This window comes from Bacillus sp. 1A (assembly GCF_052682215.1).
On the sequence record NZ_JBQYLZ010000001.1, the window covers coordinates 4,881,600 to 4,905,288 of the forward strand.

General features: G+C 34.8%; 25 protein-coding genes and 1 pseudogene. 8 read left to right on the forward strand and 18 right to left on the reverse strand.

Annotation, left to right across the window (positions count from 1 at the left end):
* Positions 1–6: 6 nt before the first annotated feature.
* The 3 genes from fumC to ACUN0F_RS24890 all read right to left on the reverse strand — a co-directional run bounded on the left by fumC (position 7) and on the right by ACUN0F_RS24890 (position 3,914).
* Complete coding sequence (gene fumC / locus ACUN0F_RS24880) at positions 7–1,395, reverse strand: class II fumarate hydratase (protein ID WP_046955119.1); 1,389 nt, start codon at positions 1,393–1,395, stop codon at positions 7–9.
* A 123-nt stretch (positions 1,396–1,518) separates the two neighbouring features.
* Positions 1,519–2,922, reverse strand: coding sequence for a Na+/H+ antiporter NhaC (gene nhaC, locus ACUN0F_RS24885; protein WP_000843982.1), 1,404 nt, complete (start codon positions 2,920–2,922; stop codon positions 1,519–1,521).
* 332 nt (positions 2,923–3,254) lie between these two features.
* On the reverse strand, positions 3,255–3,914 hold the full coding sequence (locus ACUN0F_RS24890) for a class I SAM-dependent methyltransferase (protein WP_001104679.1): 660 nt from the start codon (positions 3,912–3,914) through the stop codon (positions 3,255–3,257).
* 255 nt (positions 3,915–4,169) lie between these two features.
* On the opposite strand from ACUN0F_RS24890, the gene ACUN0F_RS24895 reads away from it, so the two are divergent.
* Positions 4,170–5,135 (forward strand): DMT family transporter, encoded by a 966-nt coding sequence (locus ACUN0F_RS24895; protein ID WP_000371449.1) that lies wholly within the window; start codon positions 4,170–4,172, stop codon positions 5,133–5,135.
* Positions 5,136–5,151: 16 nt separating this feature from the next.
* Positions 5,152–5,823, forward strand: a complete 672-nt coding sequence (locus tag ACUN0F_RS24900; RefSeq protein WP_001145069.1) for a GntR family transcriptional regulator — start codon at positions 5,152–5,154, stop codon at positions 5,821–5,823.
* A gap of 56 nt (positions 5,824–5,879) precedes the next feature.
* On the opposite strand, the gene fbpA is transcribed toward ACUN0F_RS24900, so the two are convergent.
* Positions 5,880–6,050: a Fur-regulated basic protein FbpA gene (gene fbpA, locus ACUN0F_RS24905; protein WP_000098304.1), complete on the reverse strand. Its 171-nt coding sequence runs from the start codon at positions 6,048–6,050 to the stop codon at positions 5,880–5,882.
* Between the two features lie 193 nt (positions 6,051–6,243).
* Positions 6,244–7,143 (reverse strand): cation diffusion facilitator family transporter, encoded by a 900-nt coding sequence (locus tag ACUN0F_RS24910; protein WP_445540376.1) that lies wholly within the window; start codon positions 7,141–7,143, stop codon positions 6,244–6,246.
* Positions 7,144–7,355: 212 nt separating this feature from the next.
* On the opposite strand from ACUN0F_RS24910, the gene ACUN0F_RS24915 reads away from it, so the two are divergent.
* On the forward strand, positions 7,356–8,429 hold the full coding sequence (locus tag ACUN0F_RS24915) for a WD40/YVTN/BNR-like repeat-containing protein (RefSeq protein ID WP_445540377.1): 1,074 nt from the start codon (positions 7,356–7,358) through the stop codon (positions 8,427–8,429).
* A 42-nt stretch (positions 8,430–8,471) separates the two neighbouring features.
* Here ACUN0F_RS24915 and ACUN0F_RS24920 read toward each other — a convergent pair whose 3' ends face one another.
* Together ACUN0F_RS24920 and ACUN0F_RS24925 are read right to left on the reverse strand one after the other, a co-directional pair.
* Positions 8,472–9,578, reverse strand: coding sequence for a DUF4179 domain-containing protein (locus tag ACUN0F_RS24920; RefSeq protein ID WP_000653149.1), 1,107 nt, complete (start codon positions 9,576–9,578; stop codon positions 8,472–8,474).
* On the reverse strand, positions 9,575–10,141 hold the full coding sequence (locus tag ACUN0F_RS24925) for a sigma-70 family RNA polymerase sigma factor (RefSeq protein WP_000840023.1): 567 nt from the start codon (positions 10,139–10,141) through the stop codon (positions 9,575–9,577). Before ACUN0F_RS24925 ends, ACUN0F_RS24920 begins: the two co-directional genes overlap by 4 nt.
* Positions 10,142–10,560: 419 nt before the next feature.
* On the opposite strand from ACUN0F_RS24925, the gene asnB reads away from it, so the two are divergent.
* Positions 10,561–12,384: an asparagine synthase (glutamine-hydrolyzing) gene (gene asnB / locus ACUN0F_RS24930; protein WP_445540378.1), complete on the forward strand. Its 1,824-nt coding sequence runs from the start codon at positions 10,561–10,563 to the stop codon at positions 12,382–12,384.
* A 42-nt stretch (positions 12,385–12,426) separates the two neighbouring features.
* Here asnB and ACUN0F_RS24935 read toward each other — a convergent pair whose 3' ends face one another.
* Positions 12,427–13,254 carry a protein phosphatase 2C domain-containing protein gene (locus ACUN0F_RS24935; RefSeq protein ID WP_002007354.1) on the reverse strand — a complete coding sequence of 276 codons (828 nt, stop codon included), beginning with the start codon at positions 13,252–13,254 and terminating at the stop codon, positions 12,427–12,429.
* A gap of 125 nt (positions 13,255–13,379) precedes the next feature.
* On the opposite strand from ACUN0F_RS24935, the gene ACUN0F_RS24940 reads away from it, so the two are divergent.
* The 3 genes from ACUN0F_RS24940 to ACUN0F_RS24950 are packed head-to-tail and all read left to right on the forward strand — an operon-like array spanning position 13,380 to position 14,996.
* The gene (locus ACUN0F_RS24940; RefSeq protein WP_000651933.1) at positions 13,380–13,790 is read left to right on the forward strand and encodes a MarR family winged helix-turn-helix transcriptional regulator; all 411 of its coding nucleotides are present in this window, start codon (positions 13,380–13,382) and stop codon (positions 13,788–13,790) included.
* On the forward strand, positions 13,774–14,103 hold the full coding sequence (locus tag ACUN0F_RS24945; protein WP_000545644.1) for a DUF3147 family protein: 330 nt from the start codon (positions 13,774–13,776) through the stop codon (positions 14,101–14,103). The genes ACUN0F_RS24940 and ACUN0F_RS24945 overlap by 17 nt, the downstream gene beginning before the upstream one ends.
* A complete protein-coding gene (locus ACUN0F_RS24950) occupies positions 14,064–14,996 on the forward strand; it encodes an alpha/beta hydrolase (RefSeq protein ID WP_052760588.1) in 933 nt (310 codons plus the stop codon). Before ACUN0F_RS24945 ends, ACUN0F_RS24950 begins: the two co-directional genes overlap by 40 nt.
* 18 nt (positions 14,997–15,014) lie before the next feature.
* On the opposite strand, the gene ACUN0F_RS24955 is transcribed toward ACUN0F_RS24950, so the two are convergent.
* The 7 genes and pseudogenes from ACUN0F_RS24955 to ACUN0F_RS24985 all read right to left on the reverse strand — a co-directional run bounded on the left by ACUN0F_RS24955 (position 15,015) and on the right by ACUN0F_RS24985 (position 19,384).
* Entirely contained in the window at positions 15,015–15,386 is a 372-nt protein-coding gene (locus ACUN0F_RS24955; RefSeq protein WP_000461777.1) for a hypothetical protein, read from the reverse strand.
* Between the two features lie 89 nt (positions 15,387–15,475).
* Entirely contained in the window at positions 15,476–16,051 is a 576-nt protein-coding gene (locus ACUN0F_RS24960; RefSeq protein WP_000208291.1) for a histidine phosphatase family protein, read from the reverse strand.
* 158 nt (positions 16,052–16,209) lie between these two features.
* A pseudogene (locus ACUN0F_RS24965) lies at positions 16,210–17,002 on the reverse strand (DUF3885 domain-containing protein).
* Between the two features lie 50 nt (positions 17,003–17,052).
* The gene (locus tag ACUN0F_RS24970; protein ID WP_193671515.1) at positions 17,053–18,144 is read right to left on the reverse strand and encodes a serine hydrolase; all 1,092 of its coding nucleotides are present in this window, start codon (positions 18,142–18,144) and stop codon (positions 17,053–17,055) included.
* Positions 18,145–18,242: 98 nt separating this feature from the next.
* On the reverse strand, positions 18,243–18,878 hold the full coding sequence (locus ACUN0F_RS24975; RefSeq protein ID WP_046955133.1) for a cupin domain-containing protein: 636 nt from the start codon (positions 18,876–18,878) through the stop codon (positions 18,243–18,245).
* A 162-nt stretch (positions 18,879–19,040) separates the two neighbouring features.
* On the reverse strand, positions 19,041–19,202 hold the full coding sequence (locus tag ACUN0F_RS24980; protein ID WP_000108701.1) for a hypothetical protein: 162 nt from the start codon (positions 19,200–19,202) through the stop codon (positions 19,041–19,043).
* 65 nt (positions 19,203–19,267) lie between these two features.
* On the reverse strand, positions 19,268–19,384 hold the full coding sequence (locus ACUN0F_RS24985; protein WP_080377814.1) for a multidrug transporter MatE: 117 nt from the start codon (positions 19,382–19,384) through the stop codon (positions 19,268–19,270).
* 41 nt (positions 19,385–19,425) lie between these two features.
* Here ACUN0F_RS24985 and ACUN0F_RS24990 point away from each other — a divergent pair, with 41 nt between their 5' ends.
* Entirely contained in the window at positions 19,426–19,848 is a 423-nt protein-coding gene (locus tag ACUN0F_RS24990; protein WP_000214575.1) for a YfmQ family protein, read from the forward strand.
* Positions 19,849–19,900: 52 nt separating this feature from the next.
* On the opposite strand, the gene ACUN0F_RS24995 is transcribed toward ACUN0F_RS24990, so the two are convergent.
* Genes ACUN0F_RS24995 through ACUN0F_RS25005 form a run of 3 tightly spaced genes read right to left on the reverse strand, consistent with a single transcriptional unit; the run spans position 19,901 to position 23,684 of the window.
* A complete protein-coding gene (locus tag ACUN0F_RS24995) occupies positions 19,901–20,734 on the reverse strand; it encodes a hypothetical protein (RefSeq protein WP_445540379.1) in 834 nt (277 codons plus the stop codon).
* Between the two features lie 20 nt (positions 20,735–20,754).
* On the reverse strand, positions 20,755–22,017 hold the full coding sequence (locus tag ACUN0F_RS25000; protein WP_445540380.1) for an MBL fold metallo-hydrolase: 1,263 nt from the start codon (positions 22,015–22,017) through the stop codon (positions 20,755–20,757).
* Positions 22,014–23,684, reverse strand: coding sequence for an ABC transporter permease (locus ACUN0F_RS25005; protein ID WP_445540381.1), 1,671 nt, complete (start codon positions 23,682–23,684; stop codon positions 22,014–22,016). The genes ACUN0F_RS25000 and ACUN0F_RS25005 overlap by 4 nt, the downstream gene beginning before the upstream one ends.
* Between the last annotated feature and the right edge of the window lie 5 nt (positions 23,685–23,689).

A 23,689-nucleotide genomic window follows, 5' to 3' on the forward strand; every position in this document is an offset into this window, starting at 1 on the left:
TTTTTATTACTCTTTCGGAGCAATCATTTTTTTCGGATCGACAATTTCATCAAATTGCTCTTCTGTTAGTAGTCCAGATTGCAATGCTGCTTCTTTTAACGTTAACCCTTCTTTATGAGCATGCTTCGCAATTTTCGCTGCATTTTCATATCCGATATGCGGGTTTAATGCTGTAACAAGCATTAATGAACGATTCACATTCTCTTTAATTACTTCTTCATCTGCTTCAATACCAACTGCACAATTATCATTAAATGAAACAATTGCATCTGCTAATAAGTGAGCGGATTGTAAGAAGTTATATGCAATAACAGGTTTAAATACGTTTAACTCAAAATTACCTTGACTCGCAGCAAATCCGATTGTTGCGTCATTTCCCATCACTTGCGCTACAACCATCGTTAACGCTTCACTTTGCGTTGGATTTACTTTACCTGGCATAATAGAGCTTCCTGGCTCATTTGCCGGAATAATAATTTCTCCTAGACCACTACGTGGACCACTTGCCAGCCAGCGCACATCGTTAGCAATCTTCATTAAATCAGCTGCTAATGCTTTTAATGCACCATGCGTATATACAACTTCATCATGGCTCGTTAATGCGTGGAACTTATTTGGTGCAGAAATAAATTGCTTACCTGTAAATTGGCTAATTTCCTCTGACACCATCTCACCAAATTTAGGATGAGCATTAATACCTGTTCCAACTGCAGTACCACCAATTGCAAGCTCTTTCATATATGTATTGCTCTCAGCAATCATACGCTCTGTTTTTTCAAGCATACGGTGCCATCCGCTAATTTCTTGTCCTAATGTTAACGGTGTTGCATCTTGTAAGTGTGTCCGACCAATTTTTATAATATGTTCAAATGCAGTTACTTTTTCTGCTAGCGTTTCTTTTAATTTCGTAATTGCTGGTAATACGTGATTTTCCACTGCAATTACACATGCTACATGAAGCGCCGTTGGGAATGTATCATTTGAACTTTGAGACATGTTCACATCATCATTCGGATGAATATGTACGTCAGATTCCTTCTCTTTCAAAATTTGATTCCCTCGATTTGCAATTACTTCATTCACATTCATGTTTGACTGTGTACCGCTACCAGTTTGCCATACGACAAGTGGAAAATGTTCATTCCATTTCCCTGCAATCACTTCGTCAGCTGCTGCCACAATTGCTTCTGCTTTTTCTTCTGATAGCTTTCCTAATTTTTGATTACTAAGTGCTGCACTTTTCTTTAAAATGGCAAATGCTTTTACAATTTCAAGCGGCATTTGCTCTGTTCCAATTGGGAAGTTTTCTTTACTACGTTGCGTTTGTGCTGCCCATAATTTATCAGCTGGAACTTTTATTTCTCCTATTGTATCTCTTTCAATTCTGTACTCCATTTTTTCATCCCCTTGAAAATAAAATACCTACATTTCTCATTTTAACAGAATCTCACCCAAATGATAAGGATTCTCACTCGTATATATAAAAAAATACCTCCTGCCATCGCAGAAGGTATTTTTTTATGATGCTTGCTTTCCTTTTTCAACGTCATCTACATACCAAATGAACTTGCCTGTGTATCCGTAAATAACTGCTAAAATTAATGATACAAAGCTTAACCACATAAACGGAACGTATGAGAACGTTGCTACACCTAAAATACCAGCCATAAAAATACCATTATCCGACCACGGAACCATACCAGAAGTTAACGTTCCACCTACTTCTGAGTTACGCGCTAATACACGTCGGTCTATTTTTAATTTATCATAGCTATCTTCCATAATTTTCGGTGTTAAAATTAATGATACATACATCGCACAACCAAATATATTAGCTAAGAATGCTACGATTAATGTAGACAATGTTACATTACCTGCAGAATTTAATTTCTTCTCAAATTTTGATACAATCACTTTTAAAACACCTAGTTTTTCAAGTAATCCACCAAATCCTAAACCGAAAATAATAACGGCTACTGAGCCAAGCATACCGTTAATTCCACCACGGTTTAATAACTTGTCAACAAACTCAACACCTGATTGAATTGAGAATCCGTTATACGCTGTTCCAATCGCCTCTCCAAAGTTCATTCCTTGGAAAAGAGTTGCCCAAATTGCACCAATTAAAGCTCCCATTGCAATTGTTGGCATAGAAGGTTTCTTCATCGCTAATAAAGCGATAACAATGACTGCCGGAACAAGCATCCATATTTTAATATCAAATTCCTTTAATAAAGCTTCTTTTAAAAACTCTACTCGATTCAAATCTACATTATCGCCGCCATACATCCAACCAGCTACAGTAAACATAATGCTAGTAATAATGTAAGCCGGAACATCTAATACGAGCATAGCTCGAACGTGAGCAATAACGTCTACTTTCGCCATAGAAGCTGCAAGAACTGTGCTATCAGAAAGTGGTGATAATTTGTCACCGAAATAAGCTCCTGAAAGAACTGCACCAGCAACAAGCGGAAGTGGTAAGCCAAGTCCTTCACCAATCGCCATCATAGCAATACCTGCTGTTCCAACTGTTCCCCATGATGTTCCTGTCGCAATAGAAGTTATCGAACAAATAATTAATGTTGCTAATAGGAATATGCTAGGGTGAATAAACTCTAATCCATAATAGATTAATGTTGGTACTACGCCACCAGCAATCCAAGTTCCAATTAAAGCACCTACCGCAACTAAAATCAGTATTGCTTCTAATCCGTTAGAAATCCCTTTCGTAATTGCATCTTGCAATTCTTGATAACGAAATCCTAATCTTAATCCAAGCGCAATTACTAAAAACCATGAAATAAATAGCGCTAATTGAATTGGGAGATCAAAAATCGTTTGGAAGGAAAAGACAACAGCAAGAAATAGTAATAAAAGAACTATGATTTCTAGCATCGATGGTAATCTTACACTTTTCATTTTTTTCTCTCCTTACAAGTCGATAACATGACGTATGTCGTCTTACATGTATGTAATATACAATTAGCGAAGACAAAACAAAATTTTCATATTATTTCGATTTATTTTTCCAGTATAATATACGGACACCTTTTCTATTGTAAAAGTAGATGCTACTTTTCGCAATGGAAAATATAAAAAATGTTACATTTTTTATATTTAACAATCAAAGAGTAACTTTTTTAATATTTGCCACCATAAAACTTTTTACTATTATCCTCACCGTTTTAAGGAGTATCATTATTCCCCACACAAAAAAAGCACACATCATTCAAATGATGCATGCTCCACTTTTATTTATACATATTTTGTATTTCTTCTTTATTTTTAAGTATTTCCACAAACTTCTCGCTACAACCTTTCGGAAATAACACTCCAAGCCCATAGGAATGCTCAAACTGAAAATGAGGATACTTCGCTTTAACCTCATCCCAAAATTTATACACGCCGAAGTTTCGATCTTTCACCTCAATATCATGAAATAATACGATACCGTTATTCGCAAGTTTCGGTAACCATGTTTTATAGTCATGAGAAACTGCTTCATACGTATGATAGCCATCAATATGCAACAAATTTATCGTTCCATCTTGAAATTGATCAACAGCCTCATCAAAAGTAGATCGAATTAAATTACCTATATTTGGATAACTCATGTTTACCACTTTATCTACGATTTGGAAAACACCTTCTCCATATGGACCTGTATGCCCGTCTCCTGTCCAAGTATCTACAGCAAAACATTTTGTAGCTAATCCCCCATCCTTTACCCCTTGACAAAAACTGAAAAAAGAAGCGCCTAGATGTGTACCTAGCTCAACTAATATTTCGGGTTTTTCAAATCTTACTAAATCGTATGCGAACTCCAAATGCCCAAGCCACGCAGTATTCGCACGAATAAATGGACTAAAATTATCAAATTCAAATGTTGGTTTATGAGTAACCCAGTTCATCGCGTATCTCCTTCTACACATATTTTTAACAAACCAAATTACTCTTATCTTTATTTTTTTATCCTCTTGATTATGATTTATTTTTATAATTTTATCTCGCTTTATTTCACCTCCTCACTTGTATCGTAAACATAACTGGAACTACTAAAATTCCTGCCTTATAACACAGAAATTTCAGTTTATTTTTTATTCATTTCGTGATATATTGCATATTGTATCCGAAACGAATTTGTAGAAAAGGAGAATAAAAACTATATGGATCCAAATCGTTTAAAAGGAATCATTATGGTTGTAATTGGTGCTTGTTTATGGGGATTGTCCGGGACAGCTGCACAACAACTTTTTCAATATGAAAATGTTTCTACTGAATGGTTAGTTACAATTCGATTGCTTATATCTGGCGTTATCTTGCTCCTTATTTCATCATTCGGAACGAGAAAAAAAGAAATATTCGGCATATGGAAACAAAAATCTGATGCTACTAAAATGATATTGTTTGGCCTATTCGGTATGCTTGCTGTACAGTACACGTACTTCGCTTCTATTAAAGAAGGGAACGCTGCCGTCGCAACATTATTGCAATATTTAGCTCCTATATTTATTACTGTATACTTACTTTTCAAATGGAACGTTCGGCCATCAAAAATTGATTTCATTTCCATTACCCTTTCATTAGTAGGCACTTTTCTCTTACTAACAAACGGGTCTGTTCATAACTTGGCTGTTCCTACACCAGCTATTATTTGGGGTATTTTATCTGGATTATCTCTTGCTTTTTATAGTTTATATTCAAAGGGATTACTAGAAAGGTGGTCTTCCTCTGTTATCGTTGGATGGGGCATGATTATTGGGGGTATTGGTGTAACGATTCTACACTTTATTTCTACGAAAGAATTCATTTTATTATCGACTATGAAATATGTAAAACTAAGTACCCTACCGCTCATCACATTTGTCGTCATTTTCGGAACACTGATTGCATTTTATTTATACTTAGACAGCATACGATACCTGACTCCGAAAGAAACGACATTATTCGGTTGTACTGAACCACTCGCAGCTATTATTTCTTCTGTACTTATATTACACGTACCCTTTCAATCTTTTCAGTTATTAGGGGCTTTTTGTGTCATTGTAATGGTGCTCATCTTAAGCCAAAAACCGGATGAAGGGAAACCGAAATTAAAGCTTGTTCATGCGGAAAAGGAAAATATACAATGAAAGGATTGAATTCACTATGCCTGTCCCTCAAAATTATAAAAAACAAGGAAGAGTTTCGGCAAAATCACTCGTTTTAAATCAACTACAAGATTGGATTATTGAAGGTGTACTGCAACCTGATGAAAAAATTAATGATGGGGAGTTGGCTGAAGCACTAGGAGTAAGCAGAACACCTGTAAGAGAAGCACTTCAAATATTGGAGCTTTCTGGATTAGTGGAAATGGTACCTGGGCAAAAAACAAAAATTGCTCCTATTAAGTTAGACGACATTCCTATCATTTATGAAACAATGGCTGGTCTTCACTCTATTATAGGAAAGCAAGCACTTCAAAACATTACAGACGCTGATCTGAAACTACTTTCTGAAATAAATGCTGATTTTCAGCGCTCTATAGAGAAGAAAAACGCAAAACAAGCTTTAAAACTAGATATACAATTTCACAATACAATTTCTTCTATTGCTAAAAACCAATATATTGAACCCTTTCTAGAAAATATGCAACTTCACGTTTTACGCCTTGAATATTTGTTTTTCCAAAACTTTGTTCCAGCAAGTCAATCTATTGAAGAACATCACTCTATCATTCAAGCATTGCAAAAGCAGGACGAAAAACAAATGGAACAAATGATGTCTCAAAACTGGCTCCGTCCAATGAAAGAAATATCAAAAATAATTTCTACGAAATAATAATAGAGCTGGTTACACAAAATCGTAACCAGCTCGCCTTTTACTAATCTATATAGTTATGCCTGAATATCTGCATATTCTTCCATATCTTCGTACTCTTTTTCCAATTCCTCTAAAGACAGCTCGTATAATTGTCGGTCGCGAATTTTAAACACACCTGCTCCAATTAACTCATCAATTAAATGCCTCTTACGATTTTCAACAGCAAAACGGAGTTGACTACTCATCTTTAAAAAAACTCCTTTCCACGATCATTGAAAATGATAATCTTTATCAATTATCACTTTTGATTATAAAAGATGACTCATTATAAGTAAAGTAATTTCATGAAATATTTACCTTACAAAGTATTTGTGGCCACATTATATATATGTATGCCGTGCGAAAAATGTTATGACACATTTTCTTATCCTTTTTCTTTCATACTTTGCAAGTTGTCTCAATATGATTAAATTCACCATCTATTTCTACTTGAATGGTGACATGTTCTACATGAAACTTCTCCTTTAATACATCCGTAGCCTCTTTTAATACATTTTGCGTTTCATCACCTTTAATAATCAAATGGCAAGTTAATACTTGAAAATCAGATGTGACAGACCATATGTGCAAATCATGAACTTCTTTTACAACCGTAATATTTAATAATGTACTTTTTACCTCTTCAACATTTATGTGCTGGGGTGCACCTTCCATTAATATATGGATCGTATCACGTGTTACACGCCATCCACTAATAATGACTAAAATAGACACAAGAATACTAGCAATCGCATCTGCAACAGTCCATCCGAAAAATTTAATAAGTAGCGCAGCAATAATCGCTCCAACTGATCCTAATAGATCGCCTAATACGTGTAAGAAAGCACTTCTTAAATTCAAATTCCCCTTCACATCTCCGCCTCTCATTAATATCCAAGCTGATAAAATATTAATAAGCAGACCAAGTACAGCAATAATGAGCATCCCATTACTAGCAATCTCAACTGGCTCTTTAAAACGGCGAATTGCTTCAATAAAAATGTATACTGAAATGACAATAAGAACGACACCGTTACATAATGCCGCTAACATTTCGACTCGCTTATACCCATATGTTTTTGCAGTTGTTGCTGTTTTTTCTCCGAGCTTGAACGCAAGTAAACTTAACGCTAAGGATACTGCATCACTTAACATATGCCCCGCGTCAGATAATAGTGCTAAGCTATTTGTTACAAATCCCCCAATAACTTCAGCAATCATAAAGCTTGTCGTTAGTACGAAAGCAATTAGTAACGCTTTTTTATTGTTAGAATGACCGTGATCATGTGAATGTCCCATACCAATACTCCTTTAAGTGCAATATCTGTATGTTAGTATGAAACAAACTCCCCCTCTTTATCCCCCATTAACTGCCCATAAACGTCCGCTTCCTCTACCTACACACTTCGATATTTTTCAAACAAGTCCTTTTTCTCAACAAAAAATAAGACTACTTCTTTTTCAGCTTCATATTGTTTACTAATGAAAGAATTTTTAAGGAGGTTACTAAAATGAAACGTTTATTTCTCTGTATGGAGCGAGAAATTGTTGTAGTGAAAGAACAATATGGTCACTTTGAAACAGCGTGTCACTTACAAAATATGCAACCTACCTGTATCGCTGTTGATCCATTTCAAAAGAATCGTGTATACTGCGGAACATTTGGACGAGGTTTATGGTTAAGCGACGATGGCGGGGATTCGTGGAAACCGATTGGAGATTCATATCGTTACTTTGATTTCCCTAAAGAAGATGGTATTTTACACTCTTCGATAACTTCCATTACGATAAGTCCTAATGAACAAGTTAACGGCTATGGCGTCGTTTATGCCGGCACAGAACCGAGCGCTTTATTCCGTTCTGAAAATGGTGGTGAAACGTGGACTGAACTTAAAAATATGAAATCATTATTATCTTCTTATACGTGGGCTTTTCCGCCTAGACCTTTCACCCATCATGTACGCTGGATTACAGTTGATCCAAACAATCCAAATACAATCCATGTTTCAATTGAAGCTGGTGCTGTTATTCAAAGTAATGATAGAGGGCATACTTGGATTGATAAAAAATTCGGTGCTCCTATCGATGCGCATCAATTGCTTATGCACCCTGAAGCTCCAAATCGCCTTTATGCATCATGTGGTGATGGTTTTATGGGCGGACCTGATCGCGCATACCTTGAAAGTTATAACAGTGGAAACAGCTGGATCTCATGCAGTGAAGGACTTGAACACCATTATTTATACAGCATGGCTATCGATCCGACTGATTGTGATACAATTCTCGTTTCTGCCGCACCGAGCGCTGACCTCGCTCATCACCGTATTCCTTATGAATCTTATATTTATCGTAAAACGAAAGATACTCCGTTCGAGCAGGTGCAGCAAGGACTACCATCTGCAATTGGGACAGTCATTTCAATGTTTGCAACAAATCCAGCAGAACCACATACGTTTTACACTTTAAATAATAATGGCGTCTTTCAATCCAATGATAGCGGCGAATCGTGGGAACAACTACACATTCCGTGGAAAGATGAGTATAAAAAGCAGCATCCGCATGCGTTACTCGTAACTAGTTTTTAACAGAAAAGAGAGACTGCCTAATGTTTTTAGGCAGTCTCTCTTTTATTTCTTTAAATCAATTACGATATCATCTAGAACAATATCTTTACTCTTCGCTTCTTTTTTCGGCACTTCAATTTTCTTCTCTTTTCCATTCACATACTCCACTCCACCATGATTTTCAGGTGTATGCACTCGTAAGTGTACCCGAGGTGTAACGATAAGCTTTGTTGCATTTTCGTTCAGTTTTTGGAATGTGGCACTCCAACTACTTTTATGCGGTTCTGCTACTGTACTAGTTCCGCCATTTCCTTCACCTGCATATTTATTTCCTAAATCATCTTTTATTTCTAATTCCACATCCGCGCTATCCCATATACTTCGTAATGCCTTAGATTCTTCCTGATTGTAAAAAACGATAAAGGACATAGGTGTTACTTCCATTTTGTCTATATTTACTTTTATACCTTCTTTTTCGGAAACCCCATTAACCTTTACTTCCTTACTATCCATCGCCTTTAAAGTAAGAGCAAAATTCCAATTCCCTTTTATAGATTTCTTTTCCTCATACATATTTATTGCCTCTATATCCCACCAAACATTTGCAACATCTAACCTTTCACTACCATGACCACTCATCGTAGTCATACCTACATATTTTCCCTCTCCAACTTTTGTCACGTCTGAACTACCTCCTCCACCGTTAAAGCCCATCACTTGCGGACTTCCAAATGGGAACGGTTTCTCTCCTAAATCTTTTTCGCTTTCAATAGAATATGTTATTGTAATTGTTCTACCATCGAACACAGCATCATTAATTGTAACCTTAACCCCATTACTCTCTCTCGTCATATTCAATTCAGTCGAAAACTCTTTATAATTTTCATATAACCCTGTTCTACCATTATCTAAAAATCGGAATATATCACCTACAATTGGCAATCCCCCTGCATATGTAGGAAATCCGATACCAAGCGTTGCAACTGATAATCCTACTAAAATAGATGCAACAGCGACACCCTTTTTCCAACTTTTCATCTTTTTCTTCGTGCGTATCGATTGTTTTACATTACGTTTCACTTTTTCTTTTTCAATTTCAGAAGCCTCAATTTCCTCAAGTTCTTTTTCATCTATATCAATATCATTTAATAGTTCATAAATGTCTTTCATATTGCACTACCTCCAAAACTAATTTTCGTAGCATTTTGTTGTAGTTTCTTTTTCCCACGGTACACACGATTATCGATCGCTGCCCGAGTTAACCCTAATTTGTCTCCTATTTCTTCTGTCTTCATACCGAGAAGATATTTCATAATGAACACTTTTTGATCTAGCGGTTCTAATTGATTAATAAGCTTCAATAATTCTTCCCTATCTTCCATAACGATTAATTCGTCTTCCGCTGACTTTTCCGTACTGATAGGAATCTCATCTGAAATAATTTCTACTTTTCTAGTCGCTTTCCGGTAATAATCAATCGCTTTAAATTTTGCAATTGCCGCTATCCATTTTTTAAAATCACTCGGCTCTCCATGAAATTTATTTGCGTTATTCCAAATGGAAAGAAATATATCGTTTACACATTCCTCTATGAGTCCATCATTTTGAACTGGAAGAAGAACTTTGTGCGTTATTCCTTTTATGAGTGGTAAGTATGTATCGACAACGAATTCTAGCGCATCTTCTTTTTGCCGTTGTAATCTTTTTATAAAATTTTTCTCATTTGATTTCATGTAGCGATTCCCCTTATTTTTTTGTAAAAGCTTTTACACCCTATATAACGTCTTACAAAAAATTTTCTCTCATCTTTTTTTATTTTTTGTATGTTATGGAATACTTTCCCTACGCCATTGTCTCACATAACTATGTATTACAAGAAAATTTTCTCAAGTCTGCAATTTAATTCATGTAGTACACTATTTATATAGTCATTCTTTAACTTGGTGTACATTTCACCCCGCATTAACAGGCAATAAATCCCACCTCAAAATTGGGCGAATGCGAGGAAGTTAAGTGGGAGATAACTGCCCGTAAAAGCCCGATTGGTGAGGGCTAATAATCAGTGGGTGATGGAAAAAAATCCACTGATTAAAGTTTCACTTTATTTCATTAATCTACTTTTCAACATTTTAAACTAGGAGATGAGATGTGTATGTGTGGAATTACAGGTTGGGTAAATTGGAATAAGGATCTTTCCAATGAACATGTTATTTTAGAAAAGATGGCAAATAGTATCCAGCATCGCGGTCCGGATGCTGAAGGATTTTGGTTTTCACCTCGTGCGGCTTTTGCACACCGTCGGTTAATCGTAATTGATCCAGAAGGCGGGACACAGCCAAAGACATTTCGTGCCGGTGATTATACGTATGCTCTTACTTATAATGGAGAAATTTATAATTTTCGCGAGCTTAGAGAGCAACTTCAAAAATGTGGTCATGCATTTGAAACGCATTCGGATACAGAGGTGTTACTACATGCTTATTTAGAATGGAAAGAAGACTGCGTACAACATTTAAATGGTATTTTTGCCTTTGCAATATGGGATGATCAAAAGCAACAATTATTTTTAGCACGTGATCATTTAGGCGTAAAGCCACTCTTTTATACAGAAAGAAATGACAGTATTATTTTCGGATCCGAAATAAAAGCGCTATTAGCCCATCCATCTGTCCCTGCTGAAATTGATGCAGATGGCATAAACGAAATATTTGGATTAGGATTATTTCGAACTCCAGGATGTGGCGTCTTTAAACATATTCAAGAAGTGCGTGCTGGACATTCTATAACGTTTACACGTGATAAAAAAGTAGTTAAGAAATATTGGAATTTAGAAAGTAAAGTTCATACAGACTGTACTGAGGATACATCATCACATATTTTATCTCTTTTACAAGATACAGTAAAAAGACAATTAATTGCCGATGTTCCTCTCGTTTGTATGTTATCAGGAGGATTAGATTCTAGCGGTATTACTGCTCTAGCGGGTAAAGAGTTTGCAGCGGAAAATAAAACACTTCATACGTATTCCGTTGACTTTGTAAATAGTGCAAAAGATTTCGAGCTGACATTTGCTCGCACTGGTTTAGACGCTCCTTGGGTAAAACGTGTTTCCGAACATGTAGGAACATCTCATCATGACATTATTGTGAATGCTGAAGAATTAGCAAATCACTTATTCGTCCCTCTCCGTGCAAAAGATTTACCGAGTGCTGGCGAAATGGAAACTTCACTATATTTACTATTTTGCGAAATGAAAAAAGATGCAACTGTAGCTTTATCCGGCGAATCTGCTGATGAAGTATTCGGTGGGTACCCTTGGTTTCATCAAGAGGATTTACTATTTGTCGATAAATTTCCTTGGCTAACAAATTGGAAAAACACTTCCCCTCTTCTACTAAATGAAGTAAATAACCAATGCAACTTAGAAAACTATATTGATGCACGCTTCCAAGAAGCGATTCTTGAAGTACCTACTCTTGAAGGGGAAAGTAAAAAAGCCGCGAAACAACGCCAAATGTTTTATTTATTTTTAACGAGATTTCTCCCGTTCTTACTTGATCGTAAAGATCGTATGAGTATGGCTGTAGGCTTTGAAGTACGTGTACCGTTTTGCGATTATAGATTAGTTGAATATTTATGGAACGTTCCTTTCAATATAAAAAGCATTGATAATATTGAAAAAGGCATTTTACGTAGAGCACTGCAACCTGCTTTACCTGACGATGTACGCAATAGAAGAAAAAGTGCTTACCCAACTTCACAAGATCCACATTATTTACAAACAATCCGTCATTTATCACTCGACTTGTGCAGTAATAAAAACAATCCTATTTTCTCACTTATTAATCATTCCACATTACTTGCCATTGCCGATGAAAGCAATAAAGAAATTAACAATTTTGAAGCAAGAAGTGCTATGGAATATATGCTACAAGTAAATGAATGGTTGAAAACATATCATATTCATATCGCTTAACAAAAAGGAGTTCAAGGATAAAAACCTTGAACTCCTTTTATATTAATTAGCACATTGTTTATTTTCAGTGTCAATAGACCACCCAATAATAGTGGCACAATCTCTACCTTTCCACTGCAGTACATTTGTTAATACTGGCTCAATCTGTAAGCAACTTCCGTCGTGCAATATTTCTACTAAAGATTGATCATCATCAAATTTTCGTTTATCACACTCTAAAATACCGTCCGTTGCCATTACAATGTGATTCATTCCTTTTTCTAATCCTCTGACACCTGATGTAAAGCAAGGTGTATTTGCTGCGAAAATATTTTTCCTACCAATATATTCGTAATTCTTCCGTTTATTTAACCGCCCTTTACCATTCTTCGTTTTTTCAGAATGGAATAAATATGCGAAGCAATCACCAACTGATAGCCAATATAAAAATTCGCCTTTTCGCAAACAAATTAAGCATGCAAGTTCCTCATCATCTTGATCACATTTTTCAATAAACAATTCATCTGTAAATAACGCTAATAAGTACATATGCGTATGATGAAAAGCTAAATGTATCGGGTAAGAAAATAACTCTTTTAGTTTCTCTTTTCTTGCTGAAATTGCTTCTATTATATAATCGATATTTTTTGTTTTGTGGTGTGTATCAAAAATCATAACAAATTCAAATTGTAATTCAGGATCCCACCAAGCAAGCACCGCATCTCCTCGTTCATATGCATCACTTTCTTGATTTCCCCCATATACGCCGACTGAAAGAGGACCACATTTTTCAACATGTATTTCATCTACATACATCTGTTCATGACTCATCCATTTGAATGTATTCACAGCTATCATCCTCTCTCTTGCTAAATGTATACCTTTACACATAGATTACCTTATATTTCAATAAAAATAAACTTTTTCAACATTTTTTATCCAAATAAAAGGATTTTATTTCTATGTTCACGAATATATCTTACTATACGATATAAAAATAGGGGGGATTTATCATTATGAAAGACATCAATCAACATTGGGAGAGCATTTATTATCACTTACGATATGAGTATGAGGACAACCTTTCTCACCAAGCCATTCGTATTTTACAACTCATTTCTCGTGAGAAAGATATAACAATTGGAAAAGTGGCTACTGAGCTTAGTCTCTCTCATAACACAGCGTCAGAACACGTAAAGCGCCTTATTCAAAAAGGATTTATTATAAAAGAAAGGAACAAACAAGATGAAAGGGTCGTAAACCTTACTTTAACGAAAGAAGGCATTGAAATATTAGAAAAGCATACTTTACTAGATAAAGAAAAGATAAAAATATTAGAATCACAGTTATCAAAAGAAGAACAACAATTAATTGAAAAAGCCTTTTCGTTATTAGCGAAGGAGGCAAAATATGCATTTCCTCGTTAAAGTAATCGTTTCTGCACTTATTATTGGCGTTATTACTGAAGTCGCTAAACATTATAGTACGATAGGCGGCTTTATTGCTGCCCTTCCTCTCGTTAGTTTACTGAGCCTATTTTGGATTTCTTTAGAAGGCGGGAACAAACAAGAATTAAGTCAATTTGCTATAGGTGTATTATATGGATTTCCTGCATCCGCACTACTACTATTTATCGTCTATATTGGTCTAAAAAACTCATTTTCACTTAGTACATCTGTCCTGTTTGGTATAGGTGTTTGGTGTATCGTTTTTGCTTGTCAAAAATTATTTCAAGCTTAGGAGGGTTTACTATTTATAAATTTGTAGAGGTATTGGGGCAAACTATAGAAGTATATATAAAAGGAAGTAGTAAACAAACGGTAGTTATTCAGACCGGAATGGGTTGCTCATTTTATGATTGGCTCCCTATTATAGAAAAACTTTCACAACATTTTACAGTCATTTCATACCATCGCCCAGGTTATGGAAAAAGCGAACTAGGAAATCATTCACGTACTACAAGACAAGCGACAAACGAACTTCATATGTTACTACATGAACTTGCTATTCACGAGCCTATCATTTTAATCGGTCATTCCTATGGAGGCTTATGTGCACAACATTTTGCGATGTTACATGAAGATAAGTTGCAAGCACTTATTTTAGTTGATTCTACTTCTATGAACTTACACCGATTAGATGAACTTTATTTACCAATTTCTGATCAGACTGACTCGGATGATATGTGGCTTCAAAAATATATTACATACTCCAAAATGGATGTAGACATGCTTTATAATGAACTAAAACCTATACTCGCGAATCAATCAAGACAGTACATTGAATTTTCTACCTCTCCTCTATTATATAGAGCGACAGCTTCTGAACTATGTGCGTGGAAAAATTGTGCTCGCTTAATAAAAGAGTTATATAAAACATTAGAAACACCTTTAATCGTTATTGGTAGGGACCCTCAATATTCTATTACTCAGTTGACTGAGGATGGCATGCCAAAAGAGGAAGCAACACAACTAGAAACAATGTGGCAAGAACTGATTCATGAACAATTACAACTCTCAATAAATAGCCAATATATACTTGCCGAACATGCTGGTCACGGAATTGAAAATACTCGACCAGATATTATTATTGAAGCAATTCACTCCTTGCAAATAAAAAAAGGAAGCAACTAACGCTGCTTCCTTACTTATCTATTCATAATCTTCTTCATCATCGATTTCTTCATAATACGAATCCCCATTACTTACATATATAGGGCCATTCGCAACGTCAATACGTAATACCCATGCCCATGGCACAGCTAAACGCTTATGTATTGCTCGCCAAAAGCTCATTGATTTTCTTTCGTACTCCTGGAACTCCTGAAGTAACTCTTTGTAGGAGGAACCGTCTAACTGAATATTTGCTTCTAACAAACGAGAATGGGCATAGTACTGCAGCTCTAGTTCAGCAGCAATTTCCATTTCTTCTTCCGTTGCCATACCAATAATTGCTCCATCTGCTGGTACAATTTCAAATACGTTCTGAACTTCAATAAGCCCTTCTTTCTCTTTCTCAAACATGTAAACAGCCTCCTTTAACACATATTTTTTATGTTACAAAGTCATACTTCTACAATAACTTCTCCCTTTCCTCTTTTTTTGATAAACTTTTACAAATTATTTATTTGATAATCTGTAGACTGTATTCTTTCAGCAGAACTGAAACAATTATTATCAAAAGTTAATTTATACACGTCAGGCATATGAAGGGTTTTCCAAAACTGAAAATCATATTTCGAATCAAAATAATTCATTAGTAATACCATAATATTCCCATGAGTACCTATTACAATATTCTTACCTTTATATTTTTTTAATATACTTTGCATACATATTACAGCACGTCTTTGCGCTACATCATTTGATTCTCCGCCTTCGTATGCAAAAGTCCAGTCTTCCCATACCTTCTGAAGAGCATCATTAAAATCCTGTACTGGTTCTTTACTTAATAGCCTTTCCCGTAAATCTTCTTCCAGTTGTATTGATAAATTATATGTATTCGCAATTCCTTGCACAGTTTGCATTGCCCTTTTGTACGGACTAGAAATCACAACATCAATATGTTTATCTTTTAATAAGCGTGTTACATGCTGCGTATCTAACAAACCTTTTTCAGATAAAGGCCGTTCCCGTTCTTCTTTTGTATATGTAGAATGGGCATGGCGAACGAAATAGATTGTCGTCATTTATTCATCTCCCTTTTCCGTTTTTATCCAAATTCAATACATTACCATCAAATCCCTTTACCTTTATAATAAGTGCTGTCAAATTTAAATGTTGATTTTCATATTAATAAAAGGGAAACACCTCATATGATATTTCCCTCAATTAAAATAGACTACATTCAATTAAATACTTTATCAATTTTATTTCTATCGTATTCTAATATCCAATCATTATATGTATTATAAATATCCCTAATTGTATTAGGAGAGGTAGCTAATACATCACAACCTCTATCATCATAAACGTGAAATATAGTATTCTTGTTAACATTTATGAAATACACCCTATGAAAAATACGCGGTTTTATTCCCATATCTTGATTACAAATTGCTTTTAGCATAGGAATGTATTTCAAGTCTGAAACTTTACATTTCAAAGTATATCTATGGGTTTTATATACCCCGTCTTCATCGTCTTCTGGAAAAATATAAGGGATTGTATTTTTCTGTAACTTAAACAAATCGGACTTCTCTTTTACACACTTAGAAAAGATATTCAATTTGTGTTTGAAAATTTCACCGTCTCCATAGTCATTTACATCCACTACGATATAAAGTGAAACTTTAATCAGTGGGGTTTTCTTCATCCCCCACTGATTATTAGTTGAACCAATCGGACTTTTATGGGCAGTTGATCCCCCACCTAACTTCTTTGCTTTCGCTGAATTTTGAGATGGGGGTCTTACTGCCCATTAAAGTGGGATAAATATCATCTTCTGTTGCATGTAAAGACTGAAATAAAGTAATCGCTCTATTATAAACGCCTTCTAAATATGGGCAGTTTTCATAAATGTTATTGTAATCATAGTTCACACCTAATCTAAAGCGAATACCAATATCCCAATTATAAAATAGGGGTGGTCTAAGTTCTAAATTTGGAAACGTTTCAAGCATATACTCATTCAACCCCATCTCAACACCTACCTTTAATAGCATCTTGTTTACATAATAAAATTATTCTATTATAATTCCCTTCTAAACTCTTCATCCACTATAGCATCTTGAATAAAATAATTTATATTATTTCTCAGCTTTTGATATGCAACTTGATCTTCTATATCGTTAAACATAATGACAACTTCTACTTTATTCCCTTTCTTATCTGTAGTATACAAGCTTTTTGTCAATACAAATGCGGTAGAACCACCTTTTTGACCAGCATATTCGAACTTACTATTTTTAACTGTTCCTTTGAAAATGTTCTCGATTTCTTCTTGCATTGATTTTGGAAAATACTTTCTACTATTTATTTTTTCCATTATACTCATATAATCTTTAGCGTTTGCACCCACTAATCGATCTGACCAAATTCGCTGAAATTCCATATCTACCTTTAATGGGATATCCCGTTTTTTCCATTCTTCTTCGTCTTGCATCCATTCATGGATTTGTAACACATGTTGATTATACTCATCCTTTGACATGTTACGTATCTTTTCTAACGATTGATTTTCTGGTTCATGAAGCTCTTTTTCTACATACCCTCTCATATATAGTGAAGCAGTATACGAAGAGAACTTATCATGACTAGTAAGCTCTAACTCTTTTATACTTTCATTTACTCTTTCTATTCCAAGCTTTTCTAACAAATATGTTGTATTTGCATTAGAACTATAATGAATCATTCCTTTAGCGACTTCTTCTAAAGCTATCTGTCCATTTTTCACTAATTCTCTCGCTTTAACATCTTCTAACCAGTCAGGGTGCGCTCCACCGTCAGTGTTTTTAACGTAATATTTATCTAGCTCCTGCAATGAAATTTGTTCATCTCGGCTTATCTTTCCTTCTGACACTTGCTTAGCAAATTCAACTGCTATTACGATTTTTGCCATACTCGCTAATGGCAATTTTTTATTTTCATTTATAGAAGTTATTACTTCTCCATTTCTTTTAATAAATAATGAACATGTTTCATCGTCTTTATGTTCTTTTATGTACTTTAATACGTAATTCGGATCTTCTTTTGACAAATAGTACTTCATAATAACAAAGAAAGCTATAACGGCTACTATAATGACTCCTGCAATAATTCCTATAATCTTTAATATGTTCACAATATGCCCCCCTTTACTAAGTTCCCTACTATATAATTATAACGAATCTAATTACAAAATTATACAAAACAGAGTAACTCTTCCTAAAAAAGAAAGAGTTACTCTATTTCACATGATGTTATTTGTCCATTTAACGTAACGACTATATTTGAGTCGCCACTTTCTTTAGCACCTTTTAATCGATTGGAGTTAGGAGGACCAATGACAACTGACTCCTTAATTTGCGAAAGGTCCTTCCCTAATTTTTCCGCACTTACACCGTATGCAGCTTGAAATACTTCTGGCGGTGTTAATCTAAGTATGTCTGATCCTTCTGCTGTTTCAAACTGATCGTTATTGAAGAACAAATGTAATTGTACTTCTTCTGTTACCGCTGTGATCCAATGCCACCATCCCATTGGAATAAAGACAGTTTGCCCCGCTTTTACATGATAATTTTGCAATTGATTCGTTTCCGGATTTAAAATGGATGTAACTGCTTCTCCTGATACAACAACATCTAATTCCCACGCATTCGGATGCCAATGTGGTTCCCGCATGTGCCCTTTTGTCATAAATAAATCGACAAACGCTCCACCGATCATTGCTGGTAACTGCGTTGACGTAACTTCATAGGCAACGTTTTTCTCATCTCTTTTAAAAAAGATGTTTTTTCTCGAATCAAAGAAAAGGTTTGGAGTTCCTGAACTTTTCTTTAAATTTTTATTATCTGGAACATAACCTGAACTACTCATTTTATCCCTCTTTTCCACTCCGAACATTTCTAGTTTCACACTGTATCGTATGGAAAAAATGTATGAATGTGCCTAATCATTCACATAACAAAAAAACATGCCTTCATGATGAGAGCATGTTTTGTGATATTCTTCACATTGTTTAGTTAAAAAATAAACTTTTTACTTACCATGATGTAACATTAAATCACTAAGTTCTTCTTCAATGTGATTTAATTTCGCAACGCCTTCTTTCCATTTATGAATATAACGTGAAACCCCAACAAAAAACAAAACAATAATTGTGGAAAGAATAATACCATATACGATTGCTACAGTACTCATAGTTACACTTCCTTATAATTAGTAATGTGGTTATTAGTTATATTTTTATTATAAACCTTTTTCTTTTAAAATACTTCGATTTCAACTTTTTGTAACAAAATTGATTTTTCTAATATTTCGTTCGTAAAAATGGCATATTTTTCACAAATTATACAAAACTTCACCTTATGTACTATTACCATATGAGTTATATTATTAAATAGAATAAAGGGGATGATATACTATGACGACTTGGTTTATTGTAATGTTAGTTGTATTTGGGGCATTTAAAATTATCGTTTCTAGCCTTCCCAACTCTGTTATTGAATCCATTATTAGCAAGTACGAAACACATCCACAACTTGAAGAAGAGAATTCGACTGTTACAATCAATGGAAATAACTTAGAAGGCGAACAAAAATCCAAAATTATTCATGATTTTAACGAAGGTTTATTTTTAGATCGCTATTATGCACCACCACACAATGAGGGCACGCCTTTAATTATCAATGCAAAACGTGGTAAAAAAGATTTTATCTTTTACATTTATAGTCATGAAGAGCATGTTGATGTTGTAAAGCAACATAAAAAGAAAGTAGTTGCTTATAGTTTACGCTCTAAAAACCTTCAAAATAATGATATGTTCGTGTCAGCTGATTTAGCTTAATACTCATATATTAGAAAAAGGAATCCATGGAATATGGATTCCTTTTTACTATTCACTGAAAAATAAGCTCAGTCTTCAAACTATCTTTCGGTAACAGCCATCCTTTTTGTTCTAAACTCTTCATTAATAATTCTCTTTGTTTTGTTGCAATACTTTCCTCATTTGTTTTAAACGACACTTCTATTACGAAATCATCTTCTATTTTCCCTGTATTACTTAGTGGCCAAACTTCAATATTCGTTTTAATATTTTCAAATTCAGCTGTATACCTTTTCATTAATACAGGGCCATAAATACGAGAATTTTTGAGCATTTCTTCTCCCCAATTCGTATACAACCATTTGTTCATTTTCCCTGGCAACTTTTCTATTAACATGTTTTGAGCAGCTCGTTCGTTTGGTAAATCAAGTACTCCATATCCTTTAGCACTGTAGCTTTTCTTATTTGAAATACTTAACGTTTTCTTCTCAAATCCCCAATCTATTTCCGCATCATAGTTATCGGTTTTACTATCAAATCCATCATTTTTAGCTACTTCTAGTGCATCTTGAATTACACCGTTTGGAATAGGATATCTTTTTTTATATGTTAGCTCAAAATCTTTACTAAATTCTTTCTTTCGAATTCTAGCAAACCAACCTTCCTTACTTAAATTTTTATTTACCGTATCTAAAAATTGCACTTGTATTCTTTCATAATTTGTACCAGCCTGGAAATATTCTAGTACCTCTTGATTTATCTCTTTGTTATAACCTAATACTTGTTCTGGTTTTAATAATAACTTCACTTCAAAACTAGGTGTCATTGGACTGGCAGCAAACCCTTCCTTAATGTTATAAAGGAAACAACAAAAGAAAATGCTTACGAATACAAATACTTTTTTCATATACCTATCTCCTTTACATTTTAAATGACTTCTATACGCTCCATAGTAAGTGAATACACATTTTCATACCCTGCTATGCTAAGCTTTTCCTGCAAACGATCCGTATCCTCTTTCAAAGCGTGTACTAACAGCGTATGTTCTGGTAATAATGTATTTAACATCTCTTTCACATCTCTTATACTTTGGTGAACTTTATATGGAACTCGCTTCACCCTACATTCTTTACCTACACGTTCTTTCAAAACTTTGTATGCAAAACTCCCTTTAGCAATATGTCCAGTAAATATAATGGAATTTCGTTCTTCATATCGCAGTTGTTCATAATATAACTGCGCTCGTTTCGTTTGCATATTCGCATCACTCATTACAACTATTCCATAACTATTTTGCGTACCGATGTCATGATCCATAACGATTATGTTTCTTTTTAAACTCTCCAGCACCCGTTCAATTTCTTCATTATTTTTGATCCAATCTTTATATACGAACATCTCCTCAAATCCATCCAAAATTTCTTGATCTACTATAATGGGAAGTTCTTTATATTTTTCATATAAATACAATACGATATCTTGCGCCCTACCAAGCGGTGGCAATGGTAGTAATGCTATTCCTTTATTTTGCGCAACTCGTTCAATTTCTGCACACAGTTCGTTTACTCTTTCATGTTGCGAAACATCCTCAGTATGATAAGCGGCATCTACGATTGCAACTTTTATATCGCCGCGCAATTTCTCAGGTAAATTGGCTCGGAGTATGTTAGACTCTGCTGAATAGTCGCCAGAATAAAATACATATGTATGACTCATATCCACTAAAAACCAAACAGCCCCTAATACATGTCCACTATACCCCCATTGAAACCGTAATGTAGGAGTAATCTGTACCCATTCATTCGGATTACTAATCTCATCAATATATACATAATTTAAATCTTTAACATTTTGGTCGTTATAAGGTACATTCCATCCTTGCGTTAAATTATAGTTTCTCCATTTTTTATAATAAGCGGGAAGTTGCTCCTTCGTATAACGAGTCGTCCAAATTTTTTTCTTATATCCATACTTCGCTAATAATGGTAAACCCATCGTATGATCTTCATGAATATGTGATAAAAATACTGCATCTAAAAATGGTACAATTTCCCTCTCTATTCTCGGATAACTATCTTCATATGATCGATTAATACCACAATCAAATACTATTTTCGTCTCTTTATTTTTTACGAAGTAGCAGGAACGACCGTATTCTCCCGCTCCTCCCCATACTTCTATCCTCATCATGCTACCCCTTTTCGTTTTTGCTCCATATGTTGCAGAAGTAATAAACATATTGTTGTAAGTCCAACTGAAACGACAGCCATTGCCATTCCAATAGATACTTCTCCTTGTTCAAATTGAGCAAAAATAAATGTTGCTGAAGTTTCTACTGATGGAGGCAGTACGAGAAGGGATGCTACTAACTCTCTTATCGAGATTGTAAATGTCATCGCCCACCCAGCAAGAATGCCCGGGATAATAAGAGGTAATATTATTTTTCTAAAAATATAAATATAATTTCCAGAAAAAATACTTCCTGCCTGTACAAGAGAATCATCAATTTGCCCGAGCGATGCTTTTACATACTGCACCGTATAAGGTAAAAAAAGAACAACGTACGTCACGATAACCATGACTGGTGTATTGTAAATTGACATGGGCATATAGGGTGAATTCCAAAATAAAATCAGCCCTACAACCATCACGATTCCTGGTACCATATTCGGTAACATACCGCACATATCAAGCCATTTTTCAGAGGACTTTTTCCCCTTTCGGATCATAAGCGCCAAAAAGACCCCAATCATTACAGCAATAATCGCTGTTATAAGTGAAAAGAAAAAACTGTTCCATAAAGCTTCTAATCCTGGAGAGCCAATTGTAAACAACGCTTCATAATGGCTTGTTGTAAAGTTATTTAACTGCAAGCCGCCGCCTCTTAATTTTGATAATGAAGCAATCAGTATAGAAAAGTATGGGATTCCAATTGATACGATTAATAAACCAATTACATAGCCCCATGCCACAACACGTGTAAATATAGACAATGTATACCTTTTAGATTTCACACCTTTTCCACTAACCATTGCATATGAATACTTTCGATTTAATACATTTTGCATATACCAAATGAGCATACACGCACTAAGTAATAAAGAAGATAATGCTGTTGCACTACTAAAATCAATCGGCCAACTCGAAATAAATTTATGAATCTCTGATGTTAACACATGAAATCCTATTCTTCTTCCGAATGTAGCTGGTGTTCCAAATTCAGCAATCGTCTTTACGAAAATGAGTAAAGCACCCATTACATAACTTGATACTAATAACGGCAATATTATTTTTCGTAAACGATAGAAAAATCCTCCACCATGAACCGCTGCAGCCTCTTCTTTACTACTTCCAATTTGAAGTAACGTGTTTTTCAACATAAAGTAAAGAAATGGGAATAAATGCAGACTCATAATTAAAACCATACCTCCTAAACTAAAAAACGAAGATGAAATCGTCTTTAGCATCGGGAAAAACTGTTCGAAATAGCCGTTCGGTTGCATGAACAAAATCCAGCCCATCGATCCAATATACGGCGGAGTCATAAATGGAATCATAAAAATAATATCCAATTTACTATACTTTCCAACATCTGTTTTGCTCATAATGAACGCCAATGGAAATGCAAATACGGTTGCTCCTATTACTACGAGTACACCTAGAAGCATCGAGTTTAGAAAAATCCCAGCTAATCCACCACTCTGCATCACTTCAAAAGGCTTTAAAAAATTCCAACTACTATTTTCATATACGCTAGAAAATAAAATGAGGAAAAGCGGAATGACGATTAACATCGCCACAAGTAATAACGCTACCGTCATTCCAACTTGTCTTACTGATACGAATCGATTTACCATGTAAT

Bases quoted from the DNA above. Each gene is read 5' to 3' on its own strand.
- fumC (WP_046955119.1), bottom strand. From the start codon at position 1,395: ATGGAGTACAGAATTGAAAGAGATACAATAGGAGAAATAAAAGTTCCA.
- nhaC (WP_000843982.1), bottom strand. From the start codon at position 2,922: ATGAAAAGTGTAAGATTACCATCGATGCTAGAAATCATAGTTCTTTTA.
- ACUN0F_RS24890 (WP_001104679.1), bottom strand. From the start codon at position 3,914: ATGAACTGGGTTACTCATAAACCAACATTTGAATTTGATAATTTTAGT.
- ACUN0F_RS24895 (WP_000371449.1), top strand. From the start codon at position 4,170: ATGGATCCAAATCGTTTAAAAGGAATCATTATGGTTGTAATTGGTGCT.
- ACUN0F_RS24900 (WP_001145069.1), top strand. From the start codon at position 5,152: ATGCCTGTCCCTCAAAATTATAAAAAACAAGGAAGAGTTTCGGCAAAA.
- fbpA (WP_000098304.1), bottom strand. From the start codon at position 6,050: ATGAGTAGTCAACTCCGTTTTGCTGTTGAAAATCGTAAGAGGCATTTA.
- ACUN0F_RS24910 (WP_445540376.1), bottom strand. From the start codon at position 7,143: ATGGGACATTCACATGATCACGGTCATTCTAACAATAAAAAAGCGTTA.
- ACUN0F_RS24915 (WP_445540377.1), top strand. From the start codon at position 7,356: ATGAAACGTTTATTTCTCTGTATGGAGCGAGAAATTGTTGTAGTGAAA.
- ACUN0F_RS24920 (WP_000653149.1), bottom strand. From the start codon at position 9,578: ATGAAAGACATTTATGAACTATTAAATGATATTGATATAGATGAAAAA.
- ACUN0F_RS24925 (WP_000840023.1), bottom strand. From the start codon at position 10,141: ATGAAATCAAATGAGAAAAATTTTATAAAAAGATTACAACGGCAAAAA.
- asnB (WP_445540378.1), top strand. From the start codon at position 10,561: ATGTGTGGAATTACAGGTTGGGTAAATTGGAATAAGGATCTTTCCAAT.
- ACUN0F_RS24935 (WP_002007354.1), bottom strand. From the start codon at position 13,254: ATGTGTAAAGGTATACATTTAGCAAGAGAGAGGATGATAGCTGTGAAT.
- ACUN0F_RS24940 (WP_000651933.1), top strand. From the start codon at position 13,380: ATGAAAGACATCAATCAACATTGGGAGAGCATTTATTATCACTTACGA.
- ACUN0F_RS24945 (WP_000545644.1), top strand. From the start codon at position 13,774: ATGCATTTCCTCGTTAAAGTAATCGTTTCTGCACTTATTATTGGCGTT.
- ACUN0F_RS24955 (WP_000461777.1), bottom strand. From the start codon at position 15,386: ATGTTTGAGAAAGAGAAAGAAGGGCTTATTGAAGTTCAGAACGTATTT.
- ACUN0F_RS24960 (WP_000208291.1), bottom strand. From the start codon at position 16,051: ATGACGACAATCTATTTCGTTCGCCATGCCCATTCTACATATACAAAA.
- ACUN0F_RS24975 (WP_046955133.1), bottom strand. From the start codon at position 18,878: ATGAGTAGTTCAGGTTATGTTCCAGATAATAAAAATTTAAAGAAAAGT.
- ACUN0F_RS24980 (WP_000108701.1), bottom strand. From the start codon at position 19,202: ATGAGTACTGTAGCAATCGTATATGGTATTATTCTTTCCACAATTATT.
- ACUN0F_RS24985 (WP_080377814.1), bottom strand. From the start codon at position 19,384: ATGGTAATAGTACATAAGGTGAAGTTTTGTATAATTTGTGAAAAATAT.
- ACUN0F_RS24990 (WP_000214575.1), top strand. From the start codon at position 19,426: ATGACGACTTGGTTTATTGTAATGTTAGTTGTATTTGGGGCATTTAAA.
- ACUN0F_RS24995 (WP_445540379.1), bottom strand. From the start codon at position 20,734: ATGAAAAAAGTATTTGTATTCGTAAGCATTTTCTTTTGTTGTTTCCTT.
- ACUN0F_RS25000 (WP_445540380.1), bottom strand. From the start codon at position 22,017: ATGATGAGGATAGAAGTATGGGGAGGAGCGGGAGAATACGGTCGTTCC.
- ACUN0F_RS25005 (WP_445540381.1), bottom strand. From the start codon at position 23,684: ATGGTAAATCGATTCGTATCAGTAAGACAAGTTGGAATGACGGTAGCG.